9 protein-coding genes and 1 riboswitch are annotated in these 14709 nt (G+C 63.6%); of the genes, 4 read left to right on the forward strand and 5 right to left on the reverse strand.

Features of this window, described 5'->3' with window-relative positions:
- Window positions 1-53: 53 nt before the first annotated feature.
- Window positions 54-542 carry a hypothetical protein gene (locus tag EO139_RS07130; RefSeq protein WP_104584040.1) on the reverse strand — a complete coding sequence of 163 codons (489 nt, stop codon included), beginning with the start codon at window positions 540-542 and terminating at the stop codon, window positions 54-56.
- Between the two features lie 198 nt (window positions 543-740).
- Between EO139_RS07130 and ppa the strand changes: the two genes are divergently transcribed.
- The 3 genes from ppa (at window position 741) to EO139_RS07145 (ending at window position 3158) form a co-directional block, all read left to right on the forward strand.
- Window positions 741-1277, forward strand: a complete 537-nt coding sequence (gene ppa / locus EO139_RS07135; RefSeq protein WP_002804918.1) for an inorganic diphosphatase — start codon at window positions 741-743, stop codon at window positions 1275-1277.
- A 113-nt stretch (window positions 1278-1390) separates the two neighbouring features.
- Entirely contained in the window at window positions 1391-2539 is a 1149-nt protein-coding gene (locus EO139_RS07140) for an HDOD domain-containing protein (RefSeq protein ID WP_164739760.1), read from the forward strand.
- 331 nt (window positions 2540-2870) lie between these two features.
- Complete coding sequence (locus EO139_RS07145) at window positions 2871-3158, forward strand: TrbC/VirB2 family protein (protein WP_126969914.1); 288 nt, start codon at window positions 2871-2873, stop codon at window positions 3156-3158.
- 184 nt (window positions 3159-3342) lie between these two features.
- Here EO139_RS07145 and EO139_RS07150 read toward each other — a convergent pair whose 3' ends face one another.
- The 4 genes from EO139_RS07150 to thiC all read right to left on the reverse strand — a co-directional run bounded on the left by EO139_RS07150 (window position 3343) and on the right by thiC (window position 11873).
- Entirely contained in the window at window positions 3343-6186 is a 2844-nt protein-coding gene (locus EO139_RS07150) for a TonB-dependent receptor (RefSeq protein WP_104584038.1), read from the reverse strand.
- A gap of 48 nt (window positions 6187-6234) precedes the next feature.
- Window positions 6235-7128 (reverse strand): helix-turn-helix domain-containing protein, encoded by an 894-nt coding sequence (locus EO139_RS07155; protein WP_104584037.1) that lies wholly within the window; start codon window positions 7126-7128, stop codon window positions 6235-6237.
- Between the two features lie 110 nt (window positions 7129-7238).
- Window positions 7239-9572, reverse strand: coding sequence for a winged helix-turn-helix domain-containing protein (locus tag EO139_RS07160; RefSeq protein ID WP_104584036.1), 2334 nt, complete (start codon window positions 9570-9572; stop codon window positions 7239-7241).
- A 423-nt stretch (window positions 9573-9995) separates the two neighbouring features.
- Window positions 9996-11873: a phosphomethylpyrimidine synthase ThiC gene (thiC, locus tag EO139_RS07165; RefSeq protein ID WP_126969916.1), complete on the reverse strand. Its 1878-nt coding sequence runs from the start codon at window positions 11871-11873 to the stop codon at window positions 9996-9998.
- 115 nt (window positions 11874-11988) lie between these two features.
- Window positions 11989-12086, reverse strand: a riboswitch (TPP riboswitch).
- 676 nt (window positions 12087-12762) lie between these two features.
- On the opposite strand from thiC, the gene EO139_RS07170 reads away from it, so the two are divergent.
- Window positions 12763-14703 carry a prolyl oligopeptidase family serine peptidase gene (locus EO139_RS07170; RefSeq protein ID WP_241235926.1) on the forward strand — a complete coding sequence of 647 codons (1941 nt, stop codon included), beginning with the start codon at window positions 12763-12765 and terminating at the stop codon, window positions 14701-14703.
- Window positions 14704-14709 lie beyond the last annotated feature (6 nt).

The following is a 14709-nucleotide window of genomic DNA, read 5'->3' on the forward strand; positions in this document are numbered from 1 at the left end:
CGAGTCCCATACGCCGCGCCAGGCCCGACGACTGCCTGCGGTGCGGCCGGTCCTCAAAGGCAACCGATCAAGCCGTCATAGATCGGCGGCGCGCCACCGGGCAATGGCTCGAACAGCGGATTGTTCACCGACAGGGTGCGATACATCTCGTCCAGGCGCGTCCCGGCCTTCAGTGGCGCCGTGCAGCGCCAGACCCGGCTGTCCGAGCGCAGGTACCCGCTTTGGGGGTCGACGCTGACCTCGCTGGCGCCGAAGGTCCAGATGCAGCTGCGCACCACCCCGCTCACCCGATGCACCGAGCAACGGAAGCGCAGCGGCTGGTAGTCGCTGAATTCGCCGCCGCAAAAGGTATCGCCGCAGATCTGGTCGAAGTCGTGCTCCAGGCGCTGTTCCAGATCGACAAAGGCCTCCCAGCCCTCGCCATTGGCGGGCCAGTCCACCGCGTCGACGAAGACCGGCGGTGACGCAGGCGTCGCCGCACCAGCGAGCTGGGCGGCACCGCAGAGCAGCAGCACAACAAGCAAACGCACAGGCTTGAACATGGCAGTTCCCGAGCAGTGGAGGAGCCTGCAGCGTGCGCCGCGCTGCGTGCCGCGTGGATCGGAGAGCTCCCCGGGATGAATGCGGGCTATGCCGCATGTGGCGGTCAGAACATTGCCCATTCAGTGTCGCTGCACCGCAACAGCCGAACGCGTAGAATCGCGCTCCACACACTAGATGACGTCTCGGGAGTTACGCGCATGGGTCTTGAACTGGTCACCTCCGGCAAGAATCTGCCGGAAGAAATCAACGTCGTCATCGAAATTCCAAAGGATTCGGAGCCGGTCAAGTACGAAGTGGACAAGGCCAGCGGCGCGATCTTCGTCGACCGCATCCTGTCCACTCCGATGCGTTACCCCTGCAACTACGGCTATGTGCCCAACACCCTATGTGGCGACGGCGACCCGGCCGACGTGCTGGTGGTGCTGCCGCTGCCGTTGGTGCCCGGCTCGGTGGTGCGTTGCCGTCCGGTCGGCGTGCTGCGCATGAGCGATGAGGCCGGTAGCGACGAGAAGATCCTGGCGGTGCCGATCGAGAAGATCTTCTCCGGCTACGCGCATATCGAGGATATCGACCAGGTGTCCAGCCACTGGATGGAGCGCATCGGTCATTTCTTCGAGCATTACAAGGACTTGGAGAAGGGCAAGTGGGTCAAGCTGGATGGTTGGGGCGGCGCGGCCGAGGCCAAGCGCATCCTGGTGGAGTCGGTGGAACGCTATAATTCCGACGCACCCTGATTCAACGACCGTGATGCAGCCCCGCAACCGCGGGGCGATCGGGATCACGCTTTTGGCGTGATCCCGGTGACCGCCAGCGGCAGATTGGGTACATTGCCGACAGCGTTTGGCCGGTGTCTGCCACCGGTGACTCTTGGGGAAGTGTCTTGCGTATTCTGTTTGTTGGGGACGAAGCCAGTCTTCCGTCCGAACTGAGCGACTACGTCGCTGATCTGGGTGATCAATGGCAGGTGCAGCAGGTGGCCGATGGCAATTCGGCCATCGAAGCGGCTGCGTTGTCGCCGTTCGATGCGGTCATCGTCGCCCCCGTCTTGCCCGATCTTACTTCCGCCACGCTGCTGGGGCAGATCCGTACACTGCGCCCGGACACCATCCGCATCGCCTTGATCGATGCCCGGGATGGCCAGCGCACGCCGCCGGCACGCATCATTGGCGTGGCGCACCGCTTCCTGCCGATGCCGCTGGCCCCGGAAGTCCTGCTCGAAGCCATCACCAGCCTGGAAGAGCTGCGCGATCTGCTCAGCAATCCGCGTTTGCGCGCTGCGATCGGCCGGATCGAAAAACTGCCGTCGCCACCGCACCTGTATCTGAGCCTGATGCATGCCCTGGAAGAGGACGAAGGCACCGATGCGGCCGATATCGCCAAGCTGATCGCCGGCGATCCGGCGATTGCGGCCAAGGTATTGCAGCTGTGCAATTCGGCGTTCTTCTCCGGCGGCCGCAGCATCACCGATCTGCGCACGGCAGTGACCCGCCTGGGCGTGGCCACGCTGCGCGACCTGGTCCTGGCCAGCGAAGTGTTCTCGGTGCAGACCCTGACCCCGGCCGAGCGCAACGCGATGCAGCGCCGCGCCCTGCTCTCTTCGCGCCTGGCGGCCAAGGTGTTGCCGCCGACCAGCGCAGAACTCGGCTCCACCGCCGCGCTGCTGGCCGACATCGGGCTGCTGCTGCCCGGTGTGCGCGACGAGCGCGAACCGGCGCTGGAAGGCGGTGACGATCGCCTGGGCCACACCGAGGCCGGCGCGTACCTGCTCGGCCTGTGGGGACTGCCGATGCCGATCATCGAAGCGGTGGCCTTCCATCGCCACCCGCAGCGCTCCAGCCTGCGCAGTTTCTGGGTGACCGGCGCGGTGCATGTGGCGACCGCATTGGCCAGCGGCGAAACCGTGGACGAAGAGTACCTGTCCAAGGTCGGCGTGCTCACCCGCCTGCCGGCCTGGCGCGAACAGGCCGATACCTTGCTGGGGCTTGCCGAGGCCTGAGATTCTGGCACATCCGCCAACCATCTTCTCCGCTACTGTCCGGCGTTATCACGGGACACGCAGCCGAGAAAGGCTACGGCATTTCAGAGTCCACCAGACCTACGCTTCCACCTCGACAGAGTGGCTACTCGCCCCATGACCTTTCGACCGACCATAACAGGCCGGTTCGTTCTCTTTTTGCCTGTGATTCCCGGTTCCTCGCACTTTGCCGAATGTGGCGGAAATTTCGATATAAAAATCATAATTTACAAAAATTTTTCATCCTCTCTTAGTGAAGGCCTTACGTTCTAGTTGGCTCCGGCCAATGACCAAAATTTACAAGGAATGAAAAATGAAAAAGGCAGCAGTTATGGTTGCATTGGTTATTGCGATGAATGCCTCGCCTGCACTAGCAGCACAAAGCGCATCTGGCACCCCTAGCAAGTCGTTCGTACAGAATATCGTTGATCTAGTGCTTCAAAATGATACTCGCGACTTGCAATATTCTCGCCCCTCCGCGCCGGACATGAGCAGCAATGACTTCAAACCGCCTTCGGATAAGGGCGGCGGCGGAATTCCGGGCACGGGCGGCCGTTGCTACACAGTAGGCTCTGGAGCTGTTATTTGCCAAGCAATGTAAATCACTGACTGAAAAACGCCCTTCCTGGGCGTTTTTCATTTTATGAGCATTAGTCACGACTCAATTGGAAGTTCCTTCATCCAGAGATACACGATTCAAACATCTTGAATAAAAAAGGAGGGCGGATCTCACGATCCACCCTCCTTTTCTTAATGCGCTTTTATTTAATATGCGCGTCGATGGATCAGAAACGCTGGGTGTACTTCATATACACGAAGCGACCGATTTCGAAGCCGCCGTAATAGGCAAAGCTGCTGTTCGGTGCCGAGTACTGAAGCGGACCGCGGTGATCGAACACGTTGTTCGCGCCAAGTGCGATCGTCGCGTCCCACGGTGCCTTCCAGTTGACCTGCAGGTCGTGGAAGGTGTTGGAACCGGTGTGGCGCAGCGGATCGGATTCGCCATTGGCGAAATGGTCGGGTGCATCGCAATAGCCTTCGGCCAGCGTGATGCAGCTTTCCTTCATGCCCGAGTAATAACGCAGGGTGTAGTTGACGCCGAAATCACCCAGCGCCCAGTTCACGCCAACGTTGGAACGCACCCGGAAGATGCCCGGCTCGCCGACGCGGCCGATCATGATGGCGTTGCCTGCGCTGTCCTGGCCGGCTTCGTCGTACTTGCTGACGTAGCTGGTCTGCCAATCGAGGGTGAAAGAGCCAATTGCGGTTTCCGGCAAGCGGTACTTCACGCCCAGGTCGTAGCCTTCGGTTTCCATCTGGCCAAGGTTGGCCACGCCGTAGGTCATCGACGAGATATGGCCGTCGGCGGCACGCGTCACGCCTGCGCAGCGCTCCGAATTGCCCAGCACGTAGCAGTCGCGCAGGATACGGTCGACGCTATCGGCGATGATCATGTCGTTGATCTCGTAGCGGTACCAATCCAGCGAGATATCCAGGCCCTGCACCCAACGCGGGCTCCACACCAGACCTGCGGTCTTGCTGGTGGAGGTTTCCGGCTTCAGGTTCGGGTTGGCACCGCTGACGAATTCGTCAGGCGTCTGGCACGGGTAGGTCGTGCAAGGCACGAAGCCCTGGCCGAGCTGGGTGTAGCCCAACGGTACACCGGCATTGGTGCAGGCCGCGTTGCCGTTGACGCTGTTCGGAGCACCGATGCCGCAGGGATCGATGTAATCCTCGAAGCTGCTGCTCAGGCCGCCGTACAGATCACTAATGGTCGGTGCGCGGAAACCTTCCGCATAGGTCGCACGCACCAGTAGGTCTTCCAGCGGACGCCAGGTCAGGCCGAACTTGGAGTTCAGCGTGTCGCCGAAGTTGCTGTAGTCCGAATAACGCGTCGCAGCGTTGAAGGTCAGTTCCTTGGCGAATGCAACGTCGCTCAGCAGCGGCACATTCAATTCAAGGTAAACCTCGTCCAGCGAGTACTCGCCCTGCGTGGTCTTGGCACCCAGGCCCGTGCTCTCGCCCGACTGCGCGAATGCGTCAGGGGAGAAACGGCCTTCTTCCTTACGGTGTTCATAGCCAACGGCAATACCCAGATCGCCAGCCGGCAGTTCAACGATCGAACCGGACAGGTTGGCAGTGAAGCTGGTGGTCTTGGTCAGGCCAGTATCGGTGAAGGTGGGGAACAGGAATTCCTGCAACGCCGGATCGGCGAGCGAGCCCTGACCTGCAACGTTATACGGCAGCAATGGGTTCCACGGACGGCACGCCGACAGCGGGGTCGGATTGGCAGCGGTACCGCACTGTGCAACGCCCTGGCCGTTGATGAAGGACGGGCCCAGTGCCTGACGCGATGCGATCAGGCTCATGTCGCCACGGCTGCGCTTGGTATTCTCGTTGCGATTCCACAACGCGCCAACGTCCCAATCCCAGGTCTTGCCACCGAGATCGAAGTAGCCGCTCAAGGTCGGCGCAAAGCGCAGGGTCTTGAGCTGGTTTTCGGTGGCGCGCGGCACTTCCCAGAGGCGGCGACGGAAATCCACGTCCTGGCCAACCGGATTGAACGCGCTACCGGCTTCCAGCGGCGTGCCGAACGAGCCGGACTGGTACGGATAACCCGCAATCTGTCCGTCGGTCGTGCGCTCGTTATAAGCGATGTCGGCGTTGAAGGTGATGGCATCGGCAACGTCATAGTTGACGTTGGCAAACACCGACTTCCGCTCGATACCGGTCTGCACCATCATCTGCTGGTTCGAGTTGGCATACTCGGCGGGGGTGATGGGGTGATAGTCGGCAGGGTTGTTCGGGTTACCACCGGCATTGAGGGTCTGCCACACCGCGGCTTCCGGATCCGCACAGTCGACCTGCAACGGATTGCACCACGAGCCATTCTGGCTGATCGGGCTCCAGCTGTTCGGAGTGGAGTTGGGACCACGTGAACCGTCGCGGCTGAACCAGCGGTTCTTGGCGAACACCGGATCCTGCTTGGAATACTCCGCCGACAGCGTCACGCCACCGCGCTCGCCCTGCGAACCGACAGTAAAGGAGTACTGCGTGGTATCGCCGTCGCCCTGGCCAAACTGGCCAAACTGCACGCTGGCTTCAGCGCCGTCGAAACGCTTGCGCGTGATCACGTTGACCACACCGGCAATGGCATCGGAGCCGTAGATGGACGAGGCGCCATCCTTCAGCACTTCGATACGCTCAATTGCCGACATCGGAATCTGGCTGAGATCCTGCAGACCGGAGGTCGATGCACCCAGACGCTTACCGTTCACCAGCACCAACGTACGCTGCGCGCCGAGGTTGCGCAGATCGACGTAGTAACCGCCAACGTCTTCACCGGACGACAGCGCATCGGCACGCGAGATCGCCGGCGAGCCGGCCGACGTCAGGTTCTGCAGCACGTCGGCAACGGAGGTCAGGCCCTGCTTTTCCAGTGCCTGACGGTCGAGCGTCAAGATCGGCTGCTGGGTTTCGACATCGGCGCTGCGGATGCGCGAGCCGGTGATCTCGATACGGTCCAGCGTGGTGGTCGATTCTTGCGCGACGGCAAAAGCCGGCGTCAACGCGATCGCAATACCGGCGGGCAACAGGCCCAGCCGCACTGCGGAGGTGCGAAGGTTCATCAATCTCTCCAGGGTTCGTTAGTGGCGCGTTAAGCGCCCCTGTGCAAATTACGATTGCGTGAACATCGTCGCTTTGCGCGTCACGTTCCGTGGCTTTGCCGAATCTGGCGGATTTGTCGTTTGGTCCCGGTAATGCGATGCGGAGACTCCGAAACGCGCACGAAACGCACGCGCGAAGCTGCAGCAATTGTCGAAGCCGCTTGCGGCCGCAACCTCACCGATCATCATCGAGGTATCGCGCAGCAGATCGGAGGCGCGCTCCAGGCGCAGACGCGCCGACAGGGCCTGCGGGCTTTCCTCGTACAGGCTCTGGAACGTCTTGGACACATACCAGCTGGAGAAGTTGGTCAGCTGCGCCAGCTCGGCGATGCGCACCACGCGGTCACTGTTGCCTTCCAGATACAGCCGGGCGCGTTGCATGCGACCGAACACCTGACGGCGACGGCTGCGCGAACGGCCCGGGCAGCGCTGCTCCTGCGCGATGAAGTCGCGCTGCATCGCGGCCAGATGCAGCAACAGGGGGCGTGCCGACGCACTGCCGCTCTGTGCGGCCGCGTTGCGCCACAAGCGCAGTGCAATCCGCAGATCGCCACGTGACAGCTGGCTGCGCCCCGGATACAACGTGGCGTCGGTCAGTTCGGCCAGGGATTGCAGGCTGTCGCCATCGAGGCTGACGCCGACACAGAGCGCGCTGCGGTCGGCCTGCACGGTGGGATGCGATTCCTTGTCGAAAGCGATCCAGTCGCCGGCGCGCAGACGGAAACGCCCTTCCTTGGACTCCACCCAGGCGCGACCGCGCAACTGCACCCACAGCGTGAAGGTGGCGGCGGCAGTGCGGATACTGCCCAGGCGCGAGACGGCCAGACAGGTCGTCGACGTCGGCTCGCTGGTGCCGTCCAGTGAGAGTGCGAGCCCGCGATCTGCGGTGATGACCTGTTGCATGGTGGCAGCCCCCTGTACAAAAGAGGGCGTAGTGTTTTGCCGAATCTGGCGTGAGTCAGGAAGTTCCGACGAAGGTCTGCCGAAATTGCGACGAAGTCTTTCCGAAGAACTTACGAGGCGATTTTTCTCAACACGATCAACAGGTTGGACACCACACCCAGGGGCGTTGCCAGGCGTTCCGGCAACGGCATGAAGGCGATCGAACTGCCATCTTCTTCCGCCAATGCCACATACAGCGCGCCGCTGCGCTGATCCACGCTGAAGCCGTTGATGGTGGTGTACTTGGCCGCATCCAGGCACCGCCCGGCACCGGCGCGCAGGTCGCTGTCGTGGGTGGCACAGGTGTCGGTGGACGACAGGTAATGCAACTGGCCTCGCGCACCGGGCGCCCAGCTGCGGTAACGCCAGCGCGATGGCTGCTGCGGATCGACTTGCTGCAAGGTGTCGGCCGCCAGCGACGGGGCGACCTGCCATAACCCGCCGCCGGTCAGGCGCGTCAGCAATACCTGGCCACTGACGCGATCCAGCCGCAGCTGCGAAACGTCCTGCAGCGACGCCAGCGCGCGCCAGGGAGAGCTGCGTCTGTCGTAGAGCGTGGCGAAGGTGCGCCCGTCATCCGCTGCAGCCACGACCAGCAACCGGTCGGGATCGGGAAGATGGATCGCCTGCAACGGTCGCGCCTGCGGCACCGGCAGCCGCAGCACCCTGCCCGTGCCAGGGGTCACTTCAAACAAGGCCGCATGCCCTTGCGCATCGCTGCCGCTGACCAGCACGCGTTGCGAATCGGCCGACCAGTCGGCGGCCTGGCGCGCATCCGGCCGCAGGCCTTCGATCAGGCGCACCGAGCCAGGTTTGCCGACATCGCCCCACCACAGGCCGTACGCACCGGAGCGGTTGGAGGCAAAGATCAGCTGGTGCCCGTCCGGCGCGATCATCGGCTGGTCGTCGCGCCCGCTGGAGGGAAACAGCCGGCGGCGGATGTAGCCGCCATTCATGGGGTCGTGAATGACCTGATACACGCCAAATTGCGGTTTACGCTGCACGAACACCAGATGGCCCTGCGCCACATCCGGCGCCTGCGCATCGTCCACACCAAGGTCATGCAGGCTGCGGTCGACCAGATCGAGCCGGTAGAGCCGCGCCTCGCTGTCCACCCGACGCCCGAAGATCAGGCCGCTGCCGTCGGGCAACCAGCTCCAGCCGCGGACATCCGCGTTGTCATGGGTCAGCCGTTCGGCGGTTCCGCCGCTTGCCGGAATGCGCCACAGGTCGCCAAGCTGCGGATTGCGCAGAAACACGATCCAGTGGCCGTCCGGCGAATAGCGCGGCGTGTAGTCGAAGTCGCTCGGCTGCGCGCTGTAGCTCAGCGGCTGCCATTGACCGGTTTCCAGATCCAGCCGCCGCATGTGCGGCGCCCCGTGCGCGCCGGTCATGCTGCCGAACAGCAACGCACGGCCGTCTGGCGACCAGCTGAAACTCAGCATGTCCGCGCCGTCGCAGCGCGCCACCTCGCGTGCGGCAGCCGGGCCGCTGGCGGCGGCAATCATGACGCGGCAGCCACCATCGGGCGCCTGCCGCGAGAAGGCGATCTCGCGCCCGTCCGGCGACCAGGCCGGCAGCCGATCGGAGATGCCGGCCGCCGGCGTATCGAGCACGCGCGGATAGGCGTTGTTGGTGGTCTTGACCAGGATCGAGGTGCCTGCGCGATCGCTGGTCAGCGAGGCGTAGGCCACCATCGCCCCATCCGGCGACAGGCTGGGCGTGAGATCGAAACCGCCGCCTGCAGTGATGATCTGATACGGGCGCTTGGGGCTGCCCAGCACTGCCGAGGCCGCGGCGGTATCGCTGGCTGGCGCACGCATCCACAGCGTCCGTGCCGCCAGCCCCAGCACCACCAGCAAGGTCACGCCGGCCACCGCCAGTGCCATCCAGCGGCGCCGCTGCGCGACCGCCGGTGCGAACCGAACCAACGGCAGCGGCTGCCGGTTTGCCGCGTCACGCTCCAGGGCAGCAGCGGCCGCGATGCCGGCCGTGGGATCGCGATCCTCAAGTGCCGTGCTCGATACCGTTGCCACCGATGGGCCCGCGACGGTATCGGCGGAGCTGTCCGAGCGTTGCTCCCACGCCACCGGCGCCAGCAGGCGATAGCCGGTCTTGGCGATGGTCTCGATATGCTCGAAGCGCTGGCTGCCATTGCTGGCCAACGCCTTGCGCAGTTGCGTGACCGCCTGGGTCACCACGTCATTGGTCGGCAAGGTGTCGGGCCAGACCTCGGCCAGCAGCTGCTCGCGGGTCACCACCTGGCCCGGCTGCCGCGCCAGCGTCAGCAACACCGCCAGGGATTTGGGCGCCAGACGCGCCGGGCGCCGGGCGCCGGGCGCGTGCACTTCGCGCGAGGCAACATCGACCACGCACTGGCCGACACGCAACCGGCCCGATGGCATCGCATTAGCGGGAGGAACACTCATCGGCAAGAACACGCACCGGCATGCAAGGACCACAAAGAACGCATCACACACTTCGCGCGAAGCGCCAAATTCAGCAAAGGACCACAACCAACTGTGTCATGCATCCATTTGGTGCAAATTTTACTCTATGCCCCGTTGCTTCCCTACGACAGGTGGCGACGTCAGGCTCTCTCTCTCTCGCCGACGAATTCAAATAATTACGATGTCCCCTTCGCGCCTCTGGCGCGATTTTTTTATCTGCGATTCAGAAAAATGCGCTGAAATGCTTGCCAGCTGTAACCGCTTGCAACGCAGTCACAGCGTGGCACTTGCGCACCACGCTGCGATCTGCCTAGGCCGAAGCTGAATTTTTCTTAAGCGAACTATCGGCCCGCTGCAACGCAACATCGCTGGCACGTGTCAGGTGGCGCGATACACCTGCGCACCCTGCGCCAGGAACTGCGCCGACTTTTCCTCCATCCCCGCCGACAAGGCATGCGCTTCGCCCATACCGTGCTCGGCTGCGTAATCGCGCACGTCCTGGGTGATCTTCATCGAGCAGAAATGCGGCCCGCACATCGAGCAGAAGTGCGCCAGCTTGTGCGCGTCCTTGGGCAGGGTTTCGTCGTGGAACTCCTTGGCCTTTTCCGGATCCAGCCCGAGATGGAACTGGTCATCCCAGCGGAATTCGAAACGCGCCTTGCTCAAGGCGTTGTCGCGCACCTGCGCACCGGGATGACCCTTGGCCAGGTCCGCGGCATGCGCGGCGATCTTGTAGGCCATGATGCCGTCGCGTACGTCCTGCCGGTTGGGCAGGCCCAGGTGCTCCTTAGGCGTGACATAGCAAAGCATCGCGGTGCCGAACCAGCCGATCATCGCCGCGCCGATCGCGCTGGTGATGTGGTCGTAGCCGGGCGCGATATCGGTGGTCAGCGGCCCCAGCGTGTAGAACGGCGCCTCGCCGCATTCGCGCAGCTGCTTGTCCATGTTTTCCTTGATCAACTGCATCGGCACATGCCCCGGGCCTTCGATCATGGTCTGCACATCGTGCTTCCAGGCGATCCTGGTCAGCTCGCCCAGCGTTTCCAGCTCGCCGAACTGCGCTGCGTCGTTGGCATCGGCAATGCAGCCCGGGCGTAAGCCATCGCCCAGCGAAAACGCCACGTCATAGGCCTTCATGATCTGGCAGATGTCTTCGAAGTGCGTGTAGAGAAAGTTTTCCTTGTGGTGGGCCAGGCACCACTTGGCCAGGATCGACCCGCCGCGCGAGACGATGCCGGTGACCCGTTTGGCAGTCAGCGGCACATAGCGCAGCAGCACACCGGCATGAATGGTGAAGTAGTCCACGCCCTGCTCGGCCTGTTCGATCAAGGTGTCGCGGAAGATCTCCCAGGTCAGCTCTTCTGCGCGCCCGTCCACCTTTTCCAGCGCCTGATAGATCGGCACCGTGCCGATCGGCACCGGCGAGTTGCGGATGATCCATTCGCGGGTCTCGTGGATGTGCTTGCCGGTGGACAGGTCCATCACCGTGTCGCCGCCCCAGCGGATCGACCACACCAGCTTTTCGACCTCTTCTGCAATCCCGGACGACACCGCGCTGTTGCCGATGTTGGCGTTGATTTTTGTCAGGAAATTGCGACCGATGATCATCGGCTCGCTTTCCGGGTGATTGATGTTGTTCGGCAGGATCGCGCGGCCGCGGGCGATTTCCTCGCGGACGAATTCCGGCGTGATGCGGTGCTGGATCGCAGCGCCGAAGGCCTCGCCCGGATGCTGCTTGCACAGGATCGCGTCAGTCACCGCTTCCAGGCGCTGGTTTTCGCGGATCGCCACGAACTCCATTTCCGGGGTGATGATGCCGCGCCGCGCGTAATGCATCTGGGTGACATTGGCACCGTCGCGTGCCACGCGCGGCAGGCGCCGCGCAGGAAAACGCACGGCATCCAGGCGCGCATCGTGCTCGCGGCCGCGGCCGAAGCTGGAACTCAGGCCGTCCAGCGCCACGGTATCGTCGCGCTCGGCAATCCAGTGCGCGCGCAGCGGCGCCAGACCGGCGGCAAGATCGATCGCCGCGCGCGGGTCGGTATATGGCCCGGAGGTGTCATAGACACTGAGCGGCGCATTGTCCTCACCGCCGAACAAGGTGGGGGTGCGGGTCAATGCAATCTCGCGCATCGGCACCTGCAGGTCGGCGCGCGAGCCCTGCACGAAGATCTTGCGGGACCCTGGAATCGGCTGGGTCACAGCCTCGGACAGCGACTGGGCTTGTTGCTGCAAAACGGTAGGCGCGGCATTCATGGCGTTCGTCCTGTGTGCTGGAAAACCAGCACCCACGGCGCTGGCTCTGCGAAGGAGTCGCAGGCGGACGAAGCGGCGGCGCTCAATGGCGATGCGCCCGTGCACGGCACGGACCATCGCATCTAACGAAGCTTCCCTACGCCGGTATCAGCCGGATCAGGTTCGAAGGGACTATCTCAACCGCAGCGCACTGCGGTACCCCCACTTCGGCGGCGATTAAACCACATCGCACCCTGCGCGGCTAAAAAATGTCGCCAGCTGTCGGCACCGCGCTCGGCGATGAGATGCACGCCTGGTGCAGGCCGTTGCGTGCAGCGGCCGCGCTCGCCTGGCGATGACCAACGCTGCGTTGTCACCTTCGGCAGCGACAGCTGTCCGTGTATGGCAGCGCAGGTCGGCAGCACACGCGCAGCGGCACTGCAAAAGCTTCCTCGCACTGCACGCCTCGCACTGCAACACAACGCGCATTCGCGAACGGCGCGTCTGCCAACGCGTTCGATTCGGCCTGGGCCATCCCGGGATGCTGCAGCCACAAGTAGACGCCCAGCGCTTCTGATCGCACCCTTGAGCCGCCGGTCCGCTGCCTGGACACGCCGGTTGTCACAACGACCACTTTGGGGAAGTCGTTGTCCACGTGCCAGGACTGCCCCGTCACCGGCCGCCTGGCACGCAGCAGCGCGGTGGTGCCATGCACGGACATTTCCACGGCACATCACACCGCTAGCCTGCGGTCACCACAACAAGAAACCTGCTCTCTCTCCCTGCCGCCGATCTTCGGCGGCTTTTTTTTGATCCACTTGCCACAGCTATCGCCGGTTCGTTATCTTTCTGTGAAACAGGGGAATGGACGACGCAGATGCAAGGGATGCACCGGTTTGGCTGGGCAGCGATGCTGCTGATGGGGTTTTTTTCAGGGACTGCGCAGGCCGCGTCCCCGCCGCCTGTGGAGGCCTTCGTCGAATCCGGCCCGATCTCCTCGCCGGCGATGTCGCCCGATGGGAAGCATCTGGCGGTCAGCGCGGATCTGGGCGATGGCAACTACGCGCTGGTGGTCTACCGCATTGCCGGCATGCAGTCCACCACGATGCTGCGCCTGCCGCGCTATGAATTGCCGGTGCGCATTGCCTGGGTCAGCGACCGCCGGCTGGTGATCGGCAAGGGGCGCAAACTCGGCTCGCTGGAAGAGCCCATGCCGATGGGCGAGATCATCGCCACCGATCTGGATGGCAGCAATCAGCGCTATGTGTACGGCTACCTGCAAAGCACCCGCAACGCGGGGCTGGAGCGCGGGTTCGGCTATATCGAGGGCCTGCCGAGTCGCCGCAACGGGCACTTCTACATGCGACGCCTGTCGCTGGACTCGCGCCACTCGATGCTCTACGACGTCGACGCCAGCACCACTACCCATCGCCTGATGGCAGACGTCGACGTCCCCGATCTGCGCTTCGTGCTCGACCACGATGGTGTGGCGCAATACGCGTACGGCACCGACGACAACGATAACCCGTTGCTGTTCCGCCGATCGGGCAATGGCTGGTCGCCGATGTCCCAGGTCCGGGCCAACTGGCGACCGATCGCATTTGCACGACAGCCGGGCCGCGTCTACGGCTGGTATAGCGAGGCCGGTGGCCCTGCAGTCCTGGTGGCCAGCGATCCCGACGGCCAGCAGCGCAGCGTGCTCGCGTCGGACCCGTTCTACAGCGTGGACGATCTGCAGTGGGGTCCGGCGCCGCAGACGCCATTTGCTGCACGACTTGGACCAGGGCGACCGACGCTGCGCTATTTCGAGCAGGACACTGCCGAAGCGCAACTGCACCGGAGCCTGAGCCAGACCCTGGCCGGCCAGTACGTGGACTTCGTCAATTTCACAGAGGACGGCAGCAGCCTGCTGCTACGGGCCTATAGCGACCGCGATGCAGGTGCCTGGTACATCTTCGACCGGCCGAGCAACACGCTGAAACTTGTCATCAAGGCACGCAGTGCATTGCCGGCGACGCAGATGAACGAGCGGCGTATGGTGACGTTTCAGGCCAGCGACGGGTTGATCCTGGACGGCGTGCTCACCGTCCCCGGCACCGCCGCGCGCGGTGAACGGCTGCCGATGATCCTGCTGCCGCACGGTGGCCCGCATGCAGATGGCGATGGCTGGGCCTTCGATACCGACGCCCAGTTCCTGGCCAGCCGCGGGTACCTCGTGCTGCAGGTCAACTATCGCGGCGGCCTGGGGCGTGGCAACCGGTTCGAGCGCGCCGGGTATCGCCAATGGGGCGAGCGTATCCAGGACGATCTGGTCGACGGCGTTCGCTGGGCAGTGGGCCAGGGACTCGCGGATCAGACGCGCATCTGCAGCTATGGCGCCAGCTTCGGCGCGTATGCCGCCATGATGGTGCAGGTCAAGGCGCCGGAGTTGTTCCGCTGCGCGGTGGGCGTGGCCGGCATCTACGACCTGCAGATGATGTACAGCAAGGGCGACATCAATCGCAGCGACTACGGGCTGAATTATCTGGAGCGCGCCATTGGCCGTGATACGGCCGAACTGGCGGCGCACTCCCCGGTGATGCTGGCTGATCGCATCAAGGTGCCGGTGCTGCTCGTGCACGGCGAAGAGGACGAGCGAGCTCCCTTCGCACAGGCCAAGAGCCTGCGCGCGGCATTGACGCGCAGCGGCAACGCGCCGCAATGGCTGTCCGTTCCCAAGGAGGGACACGGTTTCTACAAGGAGGCCAACCAGATCACGTTCTATCGCACCCTGGAACGTTTTCTTGCCGAGCAGTTGGGTGGCAACACTGCGACGGCGACGTCCAGTGCGGTATCCGCCGTGCCGCAATGACGCGGC

Origin of the sequence: Xanthomonas sp. BRIP62411 (assembly GCF_003993525.1) — a bacterium.
Lineage (GTDB): Bacteria > Pseudomonadota > Gammaproteobacteria > Xanthomonadales > Xanthomonadaceae > Xanthomonas > Xanthomonas euroxanthea.